We start from the raw sequence: 18,478 nt of genomic DNA, 5'->3' as shown, positions 1-18,478 counted from the left end.
CCCAACTGCTCATGAGATGTCCTTGGGCGGCGGCGCGTCGAGTGTGGCGCGCAGCGTGGTGTCGATCAGGGCGGTGATGTCCTCGCGGTCCAGGCCGGCGACCTGCGCCTCGTGCAGCCAGGCGACCAGGCCCTCGCGCAGGCCGGCCTGACGGTCCAGTGACGGCCCGGCCAGCGTGCGCACGAGGAAGGTGCCCACGCCCGGACGTCCTTCCGCCAGCCCCTCCAGTTCGAGTTCCCGGTATGCCTTCAAGACCGTGTTCGGGTTGATCGCCAGCGACTGAGCCACCTGACGCACCCTGGGCAGCTGATCACCCGGCTGAGCCAGGCCAACCCGGAGCGCCTGCTTCACCTGCAGCACGATCTGCATGTAAGTGGCCACCCGCGAACGGCCTTCGAGCACGAACTCGATCACTTCTTCTCCCAATGTCTTACGACAGTAAGACAGCCTGCTTGTCGCGGATCGCACTGTCAAGACTTATTGTCCTGCGCCAGTAGGACAACTAGTGCTCGGGTGTCACTACCGCGACCGGCCGAGTACAACTGGCGCCGTGACAAGACCGTCAGATGGTCGCGAAGGATGTCGGCAAACGATCGTCTGCCGACACTCGTCCCCGTGAACACGAATCCGCAGGTGAGCACCGTCGAGAACTCGCGTCGAAAATCAACGACGGTGAACGGTGGTTGGGGTAGCGAGACGGTCGAGGAATCCCAGGCCTACATCGAGGCCGGGTATGCGTTCGCACTTGGCCTGGCCGTCTACGACCGGAGAACTGAACTCGGCCTGACCCAGACCGAACTGGCCAGGCGCGCCGAGATGACGCAGCCGCAGATCTCCAACATCGAGGGCGGCGACTCCGTGCCGACCCTGCCTCTCCTGACGCGCCTGGCCAAAGCCCTGGACGCCTCGCTGACAATTGACCTGGAAGGCGACACCTCGGCGTTTGCCTTCAACGCGCACGACGGCCACCAGCCTGATGAGTCTTCGACGGATGGGCGTACCTCAGCGGCTTGACCTGCGACGGTCCAAAGGTGGGCCCGCATCAGCTTCCAGGCGGTTGGGGGTCAGGGCTTGGACGTGTACGTCACGAAGTCCGCCCACTGGGCTTCGGTGAACGCGAGCCGGGGGCCCTGGGTGTTCTTGGAGTCGCGGACGTGGACCGTGCCGGGGGTGGCTGCGATCTCGACGCAATCGTTGCCGTCGCTGCTGTCGCTGTAGCTGCTCTTGAACCACTCCAGGGCGGAGGCGTTCCCGGCAGAGCGCTTGAGGGTCATGTCTCTCCCCGCACTTTCTCGATGAAGGCCAGTGACTCCCGTGGCGTGAGAGCCTGCGCCCGGATGATTCCGTACCGCAGCTCAAGGATCCGGATCTCCTTCGGTTCGGAGACCAGGCGGCCGGCGAATCGGCCATCAGCGCGGCCCACCGCCGAACCGTCCGCGAACTTCAGCACCTGGATCCGACCGTCCATCCCGGCGTGGTCGTCGAGGTCCGTCGGCATCACCTGGATCTCGACGTTGCGCAACTTTCCTACCTCCAACAGACGTTCGAGCTGTCGGCGTAGGACCATTGTGCCCCCGATCGGACGCCGGAGTGTCACCTCTTCTTGGACAAAGGTGAGCGCGGGTGCTGGCGACCGTTCGAAGATCGACTGCCGGGCCGTACGCGCTGCCACCATCCGGTCCATCTCGTCGTGCGAATACGCGGGTCGCCACGTCTCGAACAGCGCCCGTGCGTACTCCTCAGTCTGCAGCAGCCCATGCATGTTGTGGTTGCCGTACGCCCCGAGCTCGACCGCCTGCGCCTCCAGCTTCGCCAGGTCGCGGACCTTCTTCGGGTACCGCGCCTCCGCGATGTCCTTCTTCATCGCGGCAATTTTTCCGCCGGCTCCGAGCGCCTCGTCCGCCTTGTCCAGGAACTCCGGCCTCGGGATGCGCTTGCCGCTCTCCACCTTGTAGATGAGGTTCTCGCCGTACCCGATGGCCGCACCGAACTCGGCCGGCCGCAGTCCCGCCGCCTCCCGCCAGAGCCTGAGTTGATGGCCGAGCGCTGCGACCACTCCCGCCGAGTCGTTCTCCGGATCCACGTCCCAGCCGGGCTCGTCCGCCCCGTCCGCCGCGCGCTCCGCACGTTCCCCGTCCACGCTCATCCGCGCCCACCTCCGAGAATGTGACGGTGGACAGCCTGTACAGGCCTGGACAGCGCCCTGACAGTCACCGTACGCATCGGCATCATCACTGTTCAGCGTACGCACGCGCGGCCACGCTGAGTTACGTGAATTCAGAAATCACCCAAACCAACACCCCCGTCCGCCAGTTCAGCGTGCAGCTCTCCGCCACCCGGAGAGGCGCCCGTCTCGCCCGTCTGCTGGCGACCGAGCAACTCCGCTCCTGGGGGATGCCGTTCGAGTCAGCGGCCCATGTCGTCGCCGAACTGGCCGCGAACGCAGCTGTGCACGGCCGCGTACCGGGACGGGACTTCCGCCTCGCCCTTACCGCCACCGAAAGCACTCTCCGTATCGAGGTGACCGACACCCGCGGTGACCGTCTCCCCGTCGCCCGGCAGCCCGACTGCGACGAGTCCGGACGCGGCCTCATCCTCGTCGACGCGTTCGCCGACCGCTGGGGTGTCAGCCCGGGCCCGGCGCCTTGCAAAACCGTGTGGGCCGAGTTTGATCTCGCACCCTGACCGACGGCTGAAAACAGTACGGGTCGGCGACCCGTGAAGCGGTTCGCAACATCCAGCGGTTCCACAACCAGTACGGAGGGGCGGGGCTGACCGTGGACGGCCTTTACGGTCCCCGCACCCCGCAGCACATGGAGTTCGTCAACACCCAGAGTCGCTGCTGGACCTGACCCCCGGCCCGCACATGGAAAAGCACTCGCCGTGGTGTCGTCGAACGCGAGGACACCACGGCGAGCGCTCAAGGGGTCAGCGAACGAAGATCCCCGCCTGGCTCGCCAGATCCAGGAAGTACTGCGGCGCCACACCCAGCACCACCGTCACCGCCACACCCACCGCGATCGTCGTCATCGTCAGCGGCGACGCCACGGCGACCGTCGGGCCGTCCGCCTTCGGCTCGCTGAAGAACATCAGCACGATGACCCTGATGTAGAAGAACGCCGCGATCGCCGACGAGATCACACCGACCACGACCAGCGCACCGGCGCCGCCCTCCGCTGCCGCCTTGAAGACCGCGAACTTCCCGGAGAAGCCCGAGGTCAGCGGGATGCCGGCGAAGGCGAGCAGGAACACCGCGAAGACCGCGGCCACCAGGGGTGAACGCCGGCCCAGTCCCGCCCACTTGGACAGGTGGGTCGCCTCGCCGCCCGCGTCCCGTACCAGCGTGACCACCGCGAACGCGCCGATGGTCACGAAGGAGTACGCCAGCAGGTAGAAGAGGACGGACGAGATGCCGTCGGGCGTCGTCGCGATGACACCGGCGAGGATGAAGCCGGCGTGCGCGATCGAGGAGTACGCGAGCAGCCGCTTGATGTCGGTCTGCGTGATCGCGACGATCGCACCGCCCAGCATGGTGACGATCGCGATGCCCCACAGGACCGGCCGCCAGTCCCAGCTCAGCCCCGGCAGCACCACGTACAGCAGTCGCAGCAGCGCACCGAACGCGGCGACCTTGGTGGCCGCGGCCATGAAGCCGGTGACCGGGGTCGGCGCGCCCTGGTAGACGTCCGGGGTCCACATGTGGAACGGCACCGCGCCGACCTTGAAGAGCAGGCCGGTCAGGATCATGCCGCCGCCGATCAGCAGCAGCGCGTCGTTGCCCATGGTGTCGGCGAGCGCCGGGTCGATCGTACGGACGCTGCCGTCGACGACTTCGGCGATCCGCGCGTACGACATGGAGCCCGCGTACCCGTACAGCAGCGCGATCCCGAACAGCAGGAAGGCCGAGGAGAAGGCGCCCAGCAGGAAGTACTTCACCGCCGCCTCCTGCGACATGAGCCGCTTGCGGCGGGCGACGGCGCACAGGAGGTAGAGCGGGAGGGAGAAGACCTCCAGCGCGACGAAGAGCGTCAGCAGGTCGTTGGCGGCCGGGAAGATCAGCATGCCGGTGATCGCGAAGAGCACCAGCGGGAAGACCTCGGTGGTGGTGAACCCTGCCTTGACCGCGGCCTTTTCGCTGTCGCTGCCGGGTACGGAGGCGGCCTGCGCGGCGAACGAGTCGATGCGGTTGCCGTGTGCCTCCGGGTCGAGGCGGCGCTCGGCGAAGGTGAAGACGGCGACCAGCGAGGCCAGCAGGATGGTGCCCTGCAGGAAGAGCGCCGGACCGTCGACCGCGATGGCGCCCATCGCCGCGATATGCGCCTTGGTGGTGCCGTATCCGCCGGCCGCGAGGGCCACGACCGCCGCGAAGGCGGCCACCAGCGCGACGACGGTCAGGTACACCTGCGTGTAGTAGCGGGCCTTGCGCGGGACGAAGGCCTCGACGAGCACACCCACGATGGCGGCGCCGACAACGATCAGCGCCGGTGCCAGCTGGGCGTACTCGATGTGGGGGGCCGGGATCTTGTCGATCGGCTCGACCGCCGTCGTCCACAGGCTGTGGACAGCTGTAGCGCTCACTTGGCCGCCTCCACCTCGGGCTGGGGGTCCGTCTTCTGGACGTCGGACATGGTGTGCTCCACCGCCGGGTTGACGATGTCGGTCAGCGGCTTCGGGAAGACGCCGAGGAAGAGCAGCAGCGCGATCAGCGGGGCCACCACCACCAGCTCACGGCCCTTGAGGTCCGGCATCTCCCGCACCTCGGCCTTCACCGGGCCTGTCATCGTCCGCTGGTAGAGGACGAGGGTGTACAGCGCGGCGAGCACGATGCCGGTGGTCGCGATGATCCCGGCCACCGGATAGCGCGCGTACGTGCCGACCAGGACCAGGAATTCACTCACGAAGGGCGCGAGGCCCGGCAGTGAGAGCGTGGCCAGACCGCCGATCAGGAAGGTGCCGGCGAGCACCGGGGCGACCTTCTGCACCCCGCCGTAGTCCGCGATGAGCCGCGAGCCGCGCCGGGAGATCAGGAAGCCGGCCACCAGCATCAGCGCGGCGGTCGAGATCCCGTGGTTGACCATGTAGAGCGTCGCGCCCGACTGACCCTGGCTGGTCATCGCGAAGATGCCCAGGACGATGAAGCCGAAGTGCGAGATCGACGCGTACGCGATCAGCCGCTTGATGTCGCGCTGGCCGACCGCGAGCAGCGCCCCGTAGACGATGCTGATCAGCGCCAGTACGAGGATGACGGGCGTCGCCCACTTGCTCGCCTCCGGGAACAGCTGGAGGCAGAAGCGCAGCATCGCGAAGGTGCCGACCTTGTCGACGACCGCGGTGATCAGCACGGCGACCGGGGCGGTCGCCTCACCCATGGCGTTGGGCAGCCAGGTGTGCAGCGGCCACAGTGGCGCCTTCACCGCGAAGGCGAAGAAGAAGCCGAGGAAGAGCAGCCGCTCGGTGTTGGTCGCCATGTCCAGCGAGCCGCTCGCCCGCGCGTCGGCGATCTCGGTGAGTGAGAAGCTCCCCGCGACGACATAGAGCCCGATGACGGCGGCCAGCATGATCAGTCCGCCGACCAGGTTGTAGAGCAGGAACTTCACGGCGGCGTACGACCGTTGGGCCGCGGCGTTCTCGTCGCTGCCCGCATGGGCCCGGTCCCCGAAGCCGCCGATGAGGAAGTACATCGGGATGAGCATGGCTTCGAAGAGGACGTAGAAGAGGAAGACGTCGGTGGCCTCGAAGGAGAGGATCACCATCGCCTCGACGGCGAGGATCAGGGCGAAGAAGCCCTGAGTCGGCCGCCAGCGCGAGGACTTGGTCTCCAGCGGATCGGCGTCGTGCCAGCCCGCCAGGATCACAAAGGGGATCAGCAGAGCGGTCAGCGCCATCAGCGCGACCCCGATACCGTCCACGCCCAGTTCGTACCGGACACCGAAGTCCTTGATCCAGGCGTGGGATTCGGTGAGCTGGTAGCGGTCGCCGCCGGGCTCGAACCGTACGAGCACGATCGCGGCCAGTACGAGTGTGGCGAGCGAGAAGAGCAGCGCCAGCCACTTGGCGGCGGTGCGCCTCGCGGCCGGGACGGCGGCGGTGACGATGGCGCCGACCGCCGGGATCGCCGCTGTCGCCGTCAGGAGTGGGAAGGACATGTCAGACCGCCCTCATCAGCAGGGTCGCGGCGATGATGATCGCCGTACCGCCGAACATCGAGACCGCGTAGGAGCGGGCGTAGCCGTTCTGCAGTTTGCGCAGCCGGCCCGAGAGACCGCCGAACGAGGCCGCCGTGCCGTTGACCACTCCGTCGACCAGGGTGTGGTCGACGTAGACCAGGGAGCGGGTGAGGTGCTCGCCGCCGCGGACCAGGACCACATGGTTGAAGTCGTCCTGGAGGAGATCGCGGCGGGCGGCCCGGGTGAGCACCGAACCGCGCGGCGCGGTGACGGGGACCGGCCTGCGTCCGTACATCCCCCAGGCGATGGCGACTCCGATCACCAGGACGACCATGGTGGCGCCGGTGACGGTGGCCGCGCTGAGCGGGGAGTGCCCGTGGTCGAACCCGGTGACGGGCTCCAGCCAGTGCAGGAACCGGTCGCCGATGCTGAAGAAGCCACCGGCGAAGACCGAACCGAAGGCGAGGATGATCATGGGGATGGTCATCGACTTCGGGGACTCGTGCGGATGCGGCTCGTGGCCTTCGGCATCGGGCTGCCAGCGCTTCTCGCCGAAGAAGGTCATCAGCATCACGCGGGTCATGTAGAACGCGGTGATGGCCGCGCCCAGCATGGCCGCGCCGCCCAGGATCCAGCCCTCAGTGCCGCCCTTGGCGAAGGCCGCCTCGATGATCTTGTCCTTGGAGAAGAAGCCGGACAGACCCGGGAAGCCGATGATGGCCAGATAGCCGAGACCGAAGGTGACGAAGGTGACCGGCATGTACTTCCGCAGGCCGCCGTACTTGCGCATGTCGACCTCGTCGTTCATGCCGTGCATGACCGAACCGGCCCCCAGGAACAGCCCGGCCTTGAAGAAGCCGTGCGTCACCAGGTGCATGATCGCGAAGACGTAGCCGATCGGACCGAGTCCGGCCGCCAGGATCATGTAGCCGATCTGCGACATCGTCGAACCGGCCAGCGCCTTCTTGATGTCGTCCTTCGCGCAACCGACGATCGCACCGAAGAGGAGCGTCACCGCGCCGACGGTCACGACCGCCACCTGCGCATCCGGTGCGCCGTTGAAGATCGCGCCGGACCGGACGATCAGGTACACACCGGCGGTCACCATGGTCGCCGCGTGGATCAGGGCCGAGACCGGAGTCGGGCCCTCCATCGCGTCCCCGAGCCAGGACTGCAGCGGGACCTGTGCGGACTTGCCGCACGCCGCGAGCAACAGCAACAGGCCGATGGCCGTCAGCTTGCCCTCGCTCACCTCACCGGTCGACCCCAGCACCGGGCCGAAGGTGAAGGTCCCGAAGGTGGTGAACATCAGCATGATCGCGATCGACAGACCCATGTCGCCGACGCGGTTGACCAGGAAGGCCTTCTTGGCCGCCGTGGCCGCGCTGGGCTTGTGCTGCCAGAAGCCGATCAGCAGATACGAGGCGAGGCCGACGCCCTCCCAGCCGACGTACAGCAGGAGGTAGTTGTCGGCGACAACCAGCAGCAGCATCGCCGCGAGGAACAGGTTCAGATAGCCGAAGAAGCGGCGGCGCCGCTCGTCGTGCTCCATGTACCCGATGGAATAGATGTGGATCAGCGTGCCCACACCGGTGATCAGCAGGACGAAGGTCATCGACAGCTGGTCGAGCTGGAAGGCCACGTCCGCCTGGAAACTCTCGACAGGGATCCAGGTGTACAGCGTGCTGTGCAGGGCGCGTTCCTCCGCGCCCTTGCCGAGCATGTTGATGAAGAGCACCGCGCCGAGCACGAACGACGCGGCCGCGAGCAGGGTGCCGACCCAGTGGCCGACGCGGTCGAGCCGCCGGCCGCCGCACAGCAGTACCGCCGCTCCGAGCAAAGGCGCCGCGACGAGCAGCGCAATCAGGTTCTCCACGATTCAGCGACCCCTTACAGCTTCATCAGGCTGGCGTCGTCGACCGAGGCCGAGTGGCGGGAACGGAACAGCGACACGATGATCGCGAGCCCGACGACGACTTCCGCGGCGGCGACGACCATCGTGAAGAAGGCGATGACCTGGCCGTCGAGGTTGCCGTGCATCCGGGAGAAGGCGACGAACACGAGGTTGCAGGCATTGAGCATCAGCTCGACGCACATGAAGACGACGATCGCGTTCCGCCGGATCAGCACCCCGGCCGCGCCGATGGTGAACAACAGCGCCGCGAGATACAGATAGTTGACGGGATTCACCGCGTGGCCTCCTCTTCGTGCCCATCGTGGTCACGGCCGAGCCGGTCCTCCGAGCGCTGCTCGAGCGCCTTGAGGTCGGCCAGCGCCTCGTCCGACACATCGCGGATCTGGCCCCGCTCCCGCAGTGTGTGCATGACGGTGAGCTCGGACGGCGTGCCGTCCGGCAGCAGACCGGCGATGTCCACGGCGTTGTGCCGGGCGTAGACACCGGGCGCGGGCAGCGGGGGCAGGTGCTTCCCGCGTACGCGCTCCTCGGACATCTCCCGCTGGGTCTTGGCCCGCTCGGTGCGCTCCCGGTGGGTGAGCACCATCGCGCCGACGGCCGCGGTGATCAGCAGCGCGCCGGTGATCTCGAAGGCGAAGACGTACTTGGTGAAGATCAGCGCCGCGAGTCCCTCGACGTTGCCGCCGTTCGCGCTGTTCGCGGCGGTCAGACCGTTGAAGGTGTTCAGCGAGGCGTTGCCGATACCGGCGATGAGCAGCACACCGAAGCCGAGCCCGCAGGCCGCGGCCAGCCAGCGCTGGCCCTTCAGCGTCTCCTTGAGGGAGTCGGCCGCGGTGACGCCGACCAGCATGACGACAAAGAGGAACAGCATCATGATCGCGCCGGTGTAGACGACGATCTGGACGACGCCCAGGAAGTACGCCCCGTTGGCGAGGTAGAAGACCGCCAGGATGATCATGGTCACGGCGAGGCACAGCGCGCTGTGCACGGCCCGCTTCATCAGGATCGTGCAGAGCGCCCCGATGACGGCGACGGGACCGAGGATCCAGAACTGCCAAGCCTCAGGCGTCGAAGTGGTGGCAGCGGCAAGCGTGTTCATACGTCCACCTCCTCACCCTTCTCCCCCTTGGAGACGGCGACCTGCTGGACCGTGCCGGGAGCGGCCTCGGTGACCAGGCCCCGGTAGTAGTCCTGCTCGTCCGTGCCCGGGAAGATCGAGTGCGGGGAGTCGACCATGCCCTCTTCGAGGCCGGCGAGCAGCTGCTCCTTCGTATAGATGAGGTTCTCGCGGCTGCTGTCGGCCAGTTCGAACTCGTTCGTCATCGTCAGCGCCCGTGTCGGGCAGGCCTCGATGCACAGTCCGCACAGAATGCAGCGGGCGTAGTTGATCTGGTAGACGCGGCCGTACCGCTCGCCCGGGGAGTAGCGCTCCTCCTCGGTGTTGTCCGCGCCCTCCACATAGATCGCGTCCGCCGGACAGGCCCAGGCGCACAGCTCACAGCCGATGCACTTCTCGAGCCCGTCCGGATGGCGGTTGAGCTGATGGCGGCCGTGGAAGCGCGGCGCCGTGACCTTCTGCTGCTCCGGGTACTGCTCGGTCAGCCGCTTCTTGAACATGGCCTTGAAGGTCACGCCGAAGCCGGCGACCGGATTCTGGAACCTGCCCTCGGATTCCTCAGACACCGTCAGCCTCCTTTCCGTCACTGGGACGGTCACTCGCTCCGGGGGTTCGGGGGTCGCCCCCGGAAATGTCGCTGCCGGGGCCGCCACTGACAATCAACTCGCGCTCACGGCGCGGCCGCCTGCGCGGCACGGGCGGCAACTCCTGCCCGGGCAGCGGCGGTACGGGGAATCCGCCCGCCATCGGGTCGAAGGCCGCGGGCTCCGCCTTCGCGGCCTCGGCCTCCGCCTCCTTCTCCTTCTTGCCGCGGAACATGTCGGCGACGAAGGAGAGCAGCAGCACCGCGATCACCGCGCCGCCGACGTAGAGCACGATCTGCTGGAAGTCGTAGTTCTCGTTCCGCAGCGCCCGTACGGTCGCCACCAGCATCAGCCAGACCACCGATACCGGGATCAGGACCTTCCAGCCGAGCTTCATCAGCTGGTCGTAGCGGACACGGGGCAGTGTGCCGCGCAGCCAGATGAAGAAGAACAGCAGCAGCTGGACCTTGATGACGAACCAGAGCATCGGCCACCAGCCGTGGTTCGCGCCCTCCCAGAAGGTGGAGATGGGGTACGGGGCCCGCCAGCCGCCCAGGAAGAGGGTGACCGAGACCGCCGAGACGGTGACCATGTTGACGTACTCGGCCAGCATGAACATCGCGAACTTGATCGAGCTGTACTCGGTGTTGAAGCCGCCGACCAGGTCGCCCTCGGACTCCGGCATGTCGAAGGGGGCGCGGTTGGTCTCGCCCACCATCGTGATGATGTAGATGATGAAGGAGACCGGCAGCAGGATGATGTACCAGCGGTCAGCCTGCGCCTCCACGATCGCCGAGGTCGACATCGACCCGGAGTAGAGGAAGACCGAGGCGAAGGCCGCGCCCATCGCGATCTCGTAGGAGATCATCTGCGCGCAGGACCTCAGGCCGCCGAGCAGCGGATACGTCGAGCCCGACGACCAGCCGGCGAGCACGATGCCGTAGATGCCGACGGAGGCGATCGCGAGGACGTAGAGCATCGCGATCGGCAGGTCGGTGAGCTGCATCGTGGTGCGGTGGCCGAAGATCGAGACCTCGTTGCCGGCCGGTCCGAAGGGGATCACCGCGATCGCCATGAACGCCGGTACTGCGGCGATGATCGGCGCGAGGACGTAGACGATCTTGTCCGCGCGCTTGACGATGACGTCTTCCTTCAGCATCAGCTTGATGCCGTCGGCGAGGGACTGGAGCATGCCCCAGGGGCCGTGCCGGTTGGGGCCGATGCGCAGCTGCATCCAGGCGACGACCTTGCGCTCCCACACGATGGAGAAGAGCACGGTGATCATCAGGAAGGCGAAGCAGAACACGGCCTTGATGACGACGAGCCACCAGGGGTCGGTCCCGAACATCGAGAGATCCTCAGCGGCCAGGACGCTCCGCTGCGCTTCGGCGAAATGAGCGAGGGTCATGCTCGCACCTCCGATACGGGGGTGGCCGGTGCTGCGCCCGGCTGTACGGCCGCCTCAAGGCGGGCGGTGAGGGCGGTCACGACTGAACCTCCGCGTCCGTGGCGGTGGCCTCCGGAGCCGCCGGGCCGATGCGGACCAGCTGTCCGGGGACGGCTCCGGTGTCGGAAGTGACGCCGCCGCCCACGGAGTTCAGCGGCAGCCACACCACCCGGTCGGGCATCTCGCTCACCTGGAGCGGGAGCCGGACCGCGCCGGCGGGGCCGCTGACGGCCAGGACGTCGCCGTCCTTGACCCCCGTCTCGGCCGCCGTCGTCGCGGAGAGCCGGGCGACGGCCGCGTGGCGCGTACCCGCCAGTGCCTCGTCGCCCTGCTGGAGCAGACCCTGGTCGAGCAGCATCCGGTGTCCGGCGAGTACCGCCTCGCCCTCGCCCGGGCGGGGCAGGGTGCCCACGGACTCCAGCGGCTCGGTGGCCCGGGGGCCGTCCCAGCCGCCGAGCCGGTCGAGCTCCTTGCGTACGGACTTGAGGTCCGGCAGTCCGAAGCTGACGTCGAGCGCGTCCGCGAGCATGTGCAGCACCCGCGCGTCGGCCGGCGCCAGGCGGCGCGTCATCTGCTCGGGCTTGAGCGCGGCCTCGAACGGCCTTGCCCTGCCCTCCCAGTTGAGGAAGGTGCCCGGCTTCTCGGCGACGGCCGCGACCGGGAAGACCACGTCCGCCCGTTCGGTGACCGCGCTCGGCCGCAGCTCCAGCGAGACCAGGAAGCCGACCGCGTCGAGCGCTTCACGCGCGCGTGCCGGGTCGGGCAGGTCCGCGACCTCGACGCCCGCCACCAGCAGCGCGCCCAGTTCGCCGGTGGCCGCGGCCTCGACGATCTGGCCGGTGTCGCGGCCGTAGCGGTGCGGGAGTTCGCGTACGCGCCAGGCCGCCGCGGTCTCCTCGCGGGCCCGCGGATCGGTGGCCGGACGGCCGCCCGGCAGCAGCGAGGGGATCGCGCCCGCCTCGATGGCGCCGCGCTCACCCGCCCTGCGCGGGATCCACACCAGCTGCGCGCCGGTCGCGGTCGCTGCCCGTACGGCGGCGGTGAGTCCGCCGGGTACGGCCGCGAGCCGCTCACCGACCACGATCACCGCGCCTTCGGTGCGCAGCGCCTCGGCCGCCTTCGCGCCGTCGCCCTCCAGAGCGACACCGCCGCTCAGTCCCTCTTGAGCCAACGCGGTCAGCCACTCGGTCTCGGTGCCGGGGGCGGTCGGGAGCAGCGTGCCGCCCGCCTTCGTCAGGCCGCGGGTGGCGTGGGTGGCCAGCGCGAAGGTGCGCTGGCCGTGCTTGCGGTGCGCCTTGCGCAGCCGCAGGAAGACGCCGGGCGCTTCCTCCTCGGACTCGAACCCGGCCAGCAGTACGGCCGGGGCCTTCTCCAGGGAGGTGTACGTGACGCCCCCGCCGTCCAGATCGCGGCCGTGCCCGGCGACGCGGGCGGCCAGGAAGTCGGCCTCCTCGCCGCTGTGCACACGCGCCCGGAAGTCGACGTCGTTGGTGTCGAGGGCGACCCGCGCGAACTTGGCGTACGCGTAGGAGTCCTCGACGGTCAGCCGGCCGCCCACCAGGACACCGGCCCGGCCGCGGGCCGCGCTCAGCCCGCGGGCCGCCGCCTGAAGCGCCTCGGGCCAGCTCGCCGGCTCCAGGACGCCCTCGTCATTGCGTACGAGCGGAGTGGTGAGCCGGTCCGGCTTCTGCGCGTAGCGGAAGCCGAAGCGCCCCTTGTCGCACAACCACTCCTCGTTGACCTCGGGATCCTCCGCCGCGAGGCGCCGCATGACCTTGCCGCGCCGGTGGTCGGTGCGGGTCGCGCAGCCGCCCGCGCAGTGCTCGCAGACGCTCGGCGAGGAGACCAGGTCGAAGGGGCGGGAGCGGAATCGGTACGCCGCCGAGGTCAGCGCGCCCACCGGGCAGATCTGGATGGTGTTGCCGGAGAAGTACGACTCGAAGGGGTCGCCCTCGCCGGTACCGACCTGCTGGAGCGCGCCCCGCTCGAGCAGCTCGATCATCGGGTCGCCCGCGACCTGGTTGGAGAAGCGGGTGCAGCGGGCGCAGAGCACGCACCGCTCACGGTCGAGCAGCACCTGTGTGGAGATCGGCACCGGCTTCTGGAACGTGCGCTTCCTGCCCTCGAAGCGGGTGTCCGGGTCGCCGACCTGCATGGCCTGGTTCTGCAGGGGGCACTCGCCGCCCTTGTCGCAGACCGGGCAGTCCAGCGGGTGGTTGATCAGCAGCAGCTCCATCACTCCGCGCTGGGCCTTCTCGGCGACCGGCGAGGTGAGCTGCGACTTGACGACCATTCCGTCGGTGCAGGTGATGGTGCAGGAGGCCATCGGCTTGCGCTGGCCCTCGACCTCGACGATGCACTGGCGGCAGGCGCCGGCCGGGTCGAGGAGGGGGTGGTCGCAGAACCGCGGGATCTCGATGCCGAGCAGCTCGGCGGCCCGGATGACCAGCGTCCCCTTGGGGACGGAGATCTCGATGCCGTCGATCGTCAGCGAGACGAGATCCTCCGGCGGAACGGCAGCCTCGCCGCCTCCGGAGGGAGCGCCACTTGTCGTGACGGTCATGCGTTCACCTCCAGGTGCTTGTCGGCCCAGGCGGTCGACTTGGCGGGGTCGAAGGGGCAGCCCTTGCCGGTGATGTGCTGCTCGTACTCCTCGCGGAAGTACTTGAGCGAGGAGAAGATCGGGGACGCGGCTCCGTCACCCAGCGCGCAGAAGGACTTGCCGTTGATGTTGTCGGCGATGTCGCCCAGCTTGTCGAGGTCGGACATGACGCCCTTGCCGGCCTCGATGTCGCGCAACAACTGCACGAGCCAGTACGTGCCTTCGCGGCAGGGCGTGCACTTGCCGCAGGACTCATGGGCGTAGAACTCGGTCCAGCGCGTGACGGCCCGTACGACACAGGTCGTCTCGTCGAAGCACTGCAGCGCCTTGGTGCCGAGCATCGAACCGGCCGCGCCCACGCCCTCGTAGTCCAGCGGCACATCGAGGTGCTCGTCGGTGAACATCGGGGTCGAGGAGCCGCCCGGCGTCCAGAACTTGAGGCGGTGCCCGGCCCTGATCCCGCCGCTCATGTCGAGCAGCTGGCGCAGCGTGATGCCGAGCGGGGCCTCGTACTGGCCGGGGCTGGTGACATGGCCGCTGAGCGAGTAGAGCGTGAAGCCCGGGGACTTCTCGCTGCCCATCGACTTGAACCAGTCCTTGCCGCGATGAAGGATCGCGGGAACGGACGCGATGGACTCGACGTTGTTCACCACAGTGGGGCACGCGTAGAGACCGGCGACCGCGGGGAAGGGGGGTCGCAGCCGGGGCTGTCCGCGCCGGCCCTCCAGCGAGTCCAGCAGCGCGGTCTCCTCACCGCAGATGTACGCGCCCGCGCCCGCGTGCACGGTGAGTTCGAGGTCGAGTCCGCTGCCGAGAACGTTCTTGCCGAGGAAACCCGCTTCGTACGCCTCACGCACTGCTTCGTGCAGCCGCCGCAGTACGGGGACGACTTCACCGCGCAGATAGATGAAGGCATGGTTCGACCGGATAGCATAACAGGCGATCACGATCCCCTCGATGAGGGAATGCGGGTTGGCGAAGAGGAGCGGGATGTCCTTGCAGGTCCCGGGCTCCGACTCGTCGGCGTTGACAACGAGATAGTGCGGCTTGCCGTCGCCCTGCGGAATGAACTGCCACTTCATTCCGGTGGGGAAGCCGGCCCCGCCCCGGCCGCGCAGTCCGGAGTCCTTGACGTACGCGATGAGGTCGTCGGGCGACATGGCGAGCGCCTTCTTGAGGCCCTCGTACCCGTCGTGCCGCTTGTACGTCTCCAGGGTCCAGCTCTGCGGTGCGTCCCAGAATGCCGAGAGGACCGGCGCGAGCAGCTTCTCGGGACTCGTCTCGTTGATCGAAGGTGCCATGGTCATTACTCCCCCTCCTCGGCGTCACGCGGGTGCACCACACGCGGAGCCTCGCCCTTGGCGAGCCGGAGGCCCACCAGCGACGCGGCGCCCGCCCCGCCGGTCGCCTCGACGGCGCCGGGGCGCTCGTCGGGGAAGCCGGCGAGGATCCGCGCGGTCTCCTTGTACGTGCACAGGGGAGCGCCGCGGGTCGGCTCGACCGGTCGTCCCGCGCGCAGGTCGTCGACGAGCCGCTTGGCGCTCTGTGGCGTCTGGTTGTCGAAGAACTCCCAGTTGACCATCACCACGGGCGCGAAGTCGCAGGCCGCGTTGCACTCGATGTGCTCGAGGGTGACCTTGCCGTCCTCGGTCGTCTCGTTGTTGCCGACGCCGAGGTGCTCCTTGAGCTCGTCGAAGATGGCGTCGCCGCCCATCACCGCGCACAACGTGTTGGTGCAGACGCCGACCTGGTAGTCGCCGGAGGGCACCCGCCGGTACATCGAGTAGAAGGTGGAGACCGCGGTGACCTCCGCGGTGGTCAGCTCCAGCAGTTCGGCGCAGAAGCGGACGCCGGTGCGGGTGACGTACCCCTCCTCCGACTGCACGAGGTGCAGCAGCGGCAGCAGGGCGGACCTGCTGTCGGGGTAGCGGGCGATGATCTCCTTCGCGTCCGCTTCGAGCCGGGCGCGTACATCGGCCGGGTAGTCGGGGGCGGGGAGCTGGGGCATCCCCAGCTGCACCTCTTGATTGGGCGACTGGGCCGTCATCGGTCGACGCCTCCCATCACGGGGTCGATGGACGCGACGGCGACGATGACGTCAGCGACCTGGCCGCCTTCGCACATCGCCGCCATGGCCTGCAGATTGGTGAAGGACGGGTCGCGGAAGTGGACCCGGTAGGGGCGGGTGCCGCCGTCGCTGACGACGTGCACGCCGAGCTCGCCCTTGGGCGACTCGACAGCGGCGTACGCCTGTCCGGCCGGGACCCGGAAGCCCTCGGTCACCAGCTTGAAGTGGTGGATCAGGGCCTCCATGGAGGTGCCCATGATCTTCTTGATGTGGTCGAGGGAGTTGCCGAGTCCGTCAGGCCCGAGAGCGAGCTGCGCGGGCCAGGCGATCTTCTTGTCGGCCACCATCACCGGTCCCGGCTCGAGCCGGTCCAGGCACTGCTCGACGATCCGCAGCGACTGCCGCATCTCCTCCAGGCGGATGAGGAAGCGGCCGTACGCGTCGCAGGTGTCGGCGGTCGGGACGTCGAAGTCGTACGTCTCGTAGCCGCAGTAGGGGTCGGTCTTGCGCAGGTCGTGCGCGAGGCCGGCGGCGCGCAGGATCGGTCCGGTGGCGCCCAGCGCCATGCAGCCGGTCAGATCGAGATAGCCGACGTCCTGCATACGGGCCTTGAAGATGGGGTTGCCGGTGGCGAGCTTGTCGTACTCCGGCAGGTTCTTGGTCATCTTCTTGACGAACTCGCGCACCGCGTCGACCGCGCCGGGCGGCAGGTCCTGGGCGAGTCCGCCGGGCCGGATGAACGCGTGGTTCATGCGCAGCCCGGTGATCAGCTCGTACAGATCCAGGATCATTTCGCGGTCCCGGAACCCGTAGATCATGATCGTGGTGGCGCCGAGCTCCATACCGCCGGTGGCGATGGCCACCAGGTGGGAGGAGAGCCGGTTGAGCTCCATCAGCAGGACGCGGATGGTCGTCGCCCGGTCCGGGATCCCGTCGGTGATGCCGAGCAGTTTCTCCACGCCCAGGCAGTACGCCGTCTCGTTGTAGAACGAGGTGAGGTAGTCCATGCGCGTGACGAAGGTGGTGCCCTGCGTCCAGTTCCGGAATTCGAGGTTCTTCTCGATGCCGGTGTGCAGATAGCCGATACCGCAGCGGGCCTCGGTGACCGTCTCGCCGTCGATCTCCAGGATCAGGCGGAGGACGCCGTGGGTGGAGGGGTGCTGCGGGCCCATGTTGACGACGATCCGCTCGTCGTCGGCCTTGGCCGCGGACTGGACGACCTCGTCCCAGTCGCCACCGGTGACCGTATAAACAGTCCCCTCGGTGGTCTCGCGGGCTGAAGCGTGTGAAGTGCTCATCAGCTGTACGACCTCCGCTGGTCCGGAGCCGGGATCTGGGCGCCCTTGTACTCGACGGGGATGCCGCCGAGCGGATAGTCCTTGCGCTGCGGGAAGCCCTGCCAGTCGTCCGGCATCATGATCCGGGTGAGGGCGGGGTGGCCGTCGAAGACGAGCCCGAAGAAGTCGTATGTCTCGCGCTCGTGCCAGTCGTTGGTCGGATAGACCGCGACCAGGGACGGGACGTGCGGGTCGCTGTCCGGGGCGGAGACCTCGAGGCGGATCAGCCGGCCGTGGGTGAGCGAGCGCAGGTGGTAGACGGCGTGCAGCTCGCGGCCCTTGTCCTCGAGGTAGTGGACGCCGCTGACGCCGGTGCAGAGTTCGAAGCGCAGGGCCGGGTCGTCGCGCAGGGTCTGTGCCACGGCCGTCAGATGCTCGCGGGCGATGTGGAAGGTGAGTTCGCCGCGGTCGACGACCGTCTTCTCGATGGCGTTCTCGGGGACGATCCCCTGCTCCTCCAGGGCGCCTTCGAGCTCGTCGGCCACCTCGTCGAAATAGCCTCCGTAGGGGCGGTGGGAGGCGCCGGGCAGGGTCACCGTCCTGACGAGACCGCCGTAGCCGGAGGTGTCGCCGCCGTTGTTCGCGCCGAACATGCCCCTGCGTACGCCGATGACCTCGCCGGACTCGTCGCGCGGCGCGGGGACGTTGTTACCGTTGGCGTTCTCGCCGTTGCCGTCGGTCACCGGAGCAGCCCCTTCATCTCGATGGTGGGGAGCGCCTTGAGGGCCGCCTCCTCCGCCTCGCGGGCCGCTTCCTCCGCGTTCACACCGAGCTTCGAGCTCTGGATCTTCTGGTGGAGCTTGAGGATCGCGTCCATCAGCATCTCCGGACGCGGCGGGCAGCCTGGCAAATAGATGTCAACAGGGACAACATGGTCAACGCCCTGCACAATCGCATAATTGTTGAACATTCCACCCGATGAAGCGCAAACCCCCATGGAAATAACCCACTTGGGGTTGGGCATCTGGTCATAGACCTGCCGCAGGACCGGCGCCATCTTCTGACTGACCCGGCCCGCCACGATCATCAGGTCGGCCTGGCGCGGTGAGCCGCGGAAGACCTCCATGCCGAAGCGGGCGAGGTCATAGCGGCCGGCGCCGGTCGTCATCATCTCGATGGCACAGCAGGCCAGGCCGAAGGTGGCCGGGAAGACGGATGACTTGCGCACCCAGCCCGAGGCCTGTTCGACGGTGGTCAGCAGAAAACCGCTCGGCAGCTTCTCTTCGATTCCCATTGGTGTG

The 18,478-nt window shown here is 68.1% G+C and carries 18 protein-coding genes; 2 read left to right on the top strand and 16 right to left on the bottom strand.

Going from position 1 to position 18,478, the window contains the following annotated elements:
- Positions 1 to 9: 9 nt before the first annotated feature.
- Entirely contained in the window at positions 10 to 414 is a 405-nt protein-coding gene (locus SLUN_RS23450; RefSeq protein WP_108151370.1) for a GntR family transcriptional regulator, read from the bottom strand.
- 258 nt (positions 415 to 672) lie between these two features.
- Here SLUN_RS23450 and SLUN_RS23445 point away from each other — a divergent pair, with 258 nt between their 5' ends.
- Positions 673 to 1,014 (top strand): helix-turn-helix domain-containing protein, encoded by a 342-nt coding sequence (locus SLUN_RS23445; protein WP_257153937.1) that lies wholly within the window; start codon positions 673 to 675, stop codon positions 1,012 to 1,014.
- Positions 1,015 to 1,064: 50 nt separating this feature from the next.
- On the opposite strand, the gene SLUN_RS23440 is transcribed toward SLUN_RS23445, so the two are convergent.
- Both SLUN_RS23440 and SLUN_RS23435 read right to left on the bottom strand, forming a co-directional pair.
- Positions 1,065 to 1,274 carry a DUF397 domain-containing protein gene (locus tag SLUN_RS23440; protein ID WP_108151366.1) on the bottom strand — a complete coding sequence of 70 codons (210 nt, stop codon included), beginning with the start codon at positions 1,272 to 1,274 and terminating at the stop codon, positions 1,065 to 1,067.
- Positions 1,271 to 2,146 (bottom strand): helix-turn-helix domain-containing protein, encoded by an 876-nt coding sequence (locus tag SLUN_RS23435; RefSeq protein WP_108151364.1) that lies wholly within the window; start codon positions 2,144 to 2,146, stop codon positions 1,271 to 1,273. Before SLUN_RS23435 ends, SLUN_RS23440 begins: the two co-directional genes overlap by 4 nt.
- Positions 2,147 to 2,271: 125 nt before the next feature.
- Here SLUN_RS23435 and SLUN_RS40365 point away from each other — a divergent pair, with 125 nt between their 5' ends.
- Positions 2,272 to 2,685 carry an ATP-binding protein gene (locus SLUN_RS40365; RefSeq protein WP_257153784.1) on the top strand — a complete coding sequence of 138 codons (414 nt, stop codon included), beginning with the start codon at positions 2,272 to 2,274 and terminating at the stop codon, positions 2,683 to 2,685.
- A gap of 243 nt (positions 2,686 to 2,928) precedes the next feature.
- Here SLUN_RS40365 and nuoN read toward each other — a convergent pair whose 3' ends face one another.
- The 13 genes from nuoN to SLUN_RS23360 form a co-directional block, all read right to left on the bottom strand.
- On the bottom strand, positions 2,929 to 4,578 hold the full coding sequence (gene nuoN / locus SLUN_RS23420; RefSeq protein WP_108151362.1) for an NADH-quinone oxidoreductase subunit NuoN: 1,650 nt from the start codon (positions 4,576 to 4,578) through the stop codon (positions 2,929 to 2,931).
- Positions 4,575 to 6,146, bottom strand: coding sequence for an NADH-quinone oxidoreductase subunit M (locus tag SLUN_RS23415; protein WP_108151360.1), 1,572 nt, complete (start codon positions 6,144 to 6,146; stop codon positions 4,575 to 4,577). Before SLUN_RS23415 ends, nuoN begins: the two co-directional genes overlap by 4 nt.
- A 1-nt stretch (position 6,147) precedes the next feature.
- A complete protein-coding gene (gene nuoL, locus SLUN_RS23410) occupies positions 6,148 to 8,043 on the bottom strand; it encodes an NADH-quinone oxidoreductase subunit L (RefSeq protein WP_108151358.1) in 1,896 nt (631 codons plus the stop codon).
- Between the two features lie 14 nt (positions 8,044 to 8,057).
- Entirely contained in the window at positions 8,058 to 8,357 is a 300-nt protein-coding gene (gene nuoK / locus SLUN_RS23405) for an NADH-quinone oxidoreductase subunit NuoK (RefSeq protein WP_108151356.1), read from the bottom strand.
- Positions 8,354 to 9,181 (bottom strand): NADH-quinone oxidoreductase subunit J, encoded by an 828-nt coding sequence (locus tag SLUN_RS23400; RefSeq protein WP_108151354.1) that lies wholly within the window; start codon positions 9,179 to 9,181, stop codon positions 8,354 to 8,356. The genes nuoK and SLUN_RS23400 overlap by 4 nt, the downstream gene beginning before the upstream one ends.
- Entirely contained in the window at positions 9,178 to 9,765 is a 588-nt protein-coding gene (nuoI, locus tag SLUN_RS23395; RefSeq protein WP_175313669.1) for an NADH-quinone oxidoreductase subunit NuoI, read from the bottom strand. Before nuoI ends, SLUN_RS23400 begins: the two co-directional genes overlap by 4 nt.
- A complete protein-coding gene (gene nuoH / locus SLUN_RS23390) occupies positions 9,758 to 11,191 on the bottom strand; it encodes an NADH-quinone oxidoreductase subunit NuoH (protein WP_108151352.1) in 1,434 nt (477 codons plus the stop codon). The genes nuoI and nuoH overlap by 8 nt, the downstream gene beginning before the upstream one ends.
- Before the next feature lie 76 nt (positions 11,192 to 11,267).
- A complete protein-coding gene (locus SLUN_RS23385; RefSeq protein ID WP_108151350.1) occupies positions 11,268 to 13,793 on the bottom strand; it encodes an NADH-quinone oxidoreductase subunit G in 2,526 nt (841 codons plus the stop codon).
- Complete coding sequence (nuoF, locus tag SLUN_RS23380) at positions 13,790 to 15,139, bottom strand: NADH-quinone oxidoreductase subunit NuoF (protein ID WP_108151348.1); 1,350 nt, start codon at positions 15,137 to 15,139, stop codon at positions 13,790 to 13,792. Before nuoF ends, SLUN_RS23385 begins: the two co-directional genes overlap by 4 nt.
- Positions 15,139 to 15,879, bottom strand: a complete 741-nt coding sequence (gene nuoE, locus SLUN_RS23375; RefSeq protein ID WP_108151345.1) for an NADH-quinone oxidoreductase subunit NuoE — start codon at positions 15,877 to 15,879, stop codon at positions 15,139 to 15,141. The genes nuoF and nuoE overlap by 1 nt, the downstream gene beginning before the upstream one ends.
- Complete coding sequence (locus SLUN_RS23370) at positions 15,876 to 17,198, bottom strand: NADH-quinone oxidoreductase subunit D (RefSeq protein ID WP_108151343.1); 1,323 nt, start codon at positions 17,196 to 17,198, stop codon at positions 15,876 to 15,878. Before SLUN_RS23370 ends, nuoE begins: the two co-directional genes overlap by 4 nt.
- Positions 17,198 to 17,920 (bottom strand): NADH-quinone oxidoreductase subunit C, encoded by a 723-nt coding sequence (locus tag SLUN_RS23365; RefSeq protein ID WP_108151341.1) that lies wholly within the window; start codon positions 17,918 to 17,920, stop codon positions 17,198 to 17,200. The genes SLUN_RS23370 and SLUN_RS23365 overlap by 1 nt, the downstream gene beginning before the upstream one ends.
- Positions 17,917 to 18,471, bottom strand: a complete 555-nt coding sequence (locus tag SLUN_RS23360) for a NuoB/complex I 20 kDa subunit family protein (RefSeq protein WP_108151339.1) — start codon at positions 18,469 to 18,471, stop codon at positions 17,917 to 17,919. Before SLUN_RS23360 ends, SLUN_RS23365 begins: the two co-directional genes overlap by 4 nt.
- Positions 18,472 to 18,478 lie beyond the last annotated feature (7 nt).

This window comes from Streptomyces lunaelactis (assembly GCF_003054555.1).
In the GTDB taxonomy this organism is placed as follows: domain Bacteria; phylum Actinomycetota; class Actinomycetes; order Streptomycetales; family Streptomycetaceae; genus Streptomyces; species Streptomyces lunaelactis.
This window is presented reverse-complemented; position numbering and strand designations above follow the sequence as displayed.

Excerpts from the sequence above, each read along its gene's own strand:
- SLUN_RS23440 (WP_108151366.1), bottom strand. The coding sequence starts at position 1,274 with ATGACCCTCAAGCGCTCTGCCGGGAACGCCTCCGCCCTGGAGTGGTTC.
- SLUN_RS23435 (WP_108151364.1), bottom strand. The coding sequence starts at position 2,146 with ATGAGCGTGGACGGGGAACGTGCGGAGCGCGCGGCGGACGGGGCGGAC.
- SLUN_RS23415 (WP_108151360.1), bottom strand. The coding sequence starts at position 6,146 with ATGTCCTTCCCACTCCTGACGGCGACAGCGGCGATCCCGGCGGTCGGC.
- SLUN_RS23400 (WP_108151354.1), bottom strand. The coding sequence starts at position 9,181 with ATGAACACGCTTGCCGCTGCCACCACTTCGACGCCTGAGGCTTGGCAG.
- nuoH (WP_108151352.1), bottom strand. The coding sequence starts at position 11,191 with ATGACCCTCGCTCATTTCGCCGAAGCGCAGCGGAGCGTCCTGGCCGCT.
- SLUN_RS23385 (WP_108151350.1), bottom strand. The coding sequence starts at position 13,793 with ATGACCGTCACGACAAGTGGCGCTCCCTCCGGAGGCGGCGAGGCTGCC.
- nuoF (WP_108151348.1), bottom strand. The coding sequence starts at position 15,139 with ATGACCATGGCACCTTCGATCAACGAGACGAGTCCCGAGAAGCTGCTC.
- nuoE (WP_108151345.1), bottom strand. The coding sequence starts at position 15,879 with ATGACGGCCCAGTCGCCCAATCAAGAGGTGCAGCTGGGGATGCCCCAG.
- SLUN_RS23370 (WP_108151343.1), bottom strand. The coding sequence starts at position 17,198 with ATGAGCACTTCACACGCTTCAGCCCGCGAGACCACCGAGGGGACTGTT.
- SLUN_RS23360 (WP_108151339.1), bottom strand. The coding sequence starts at position 18,471 with ATGGGAATCGAAGAGAAGCTGCCGAGCGGTTTTCTGCTGACCACCGTC.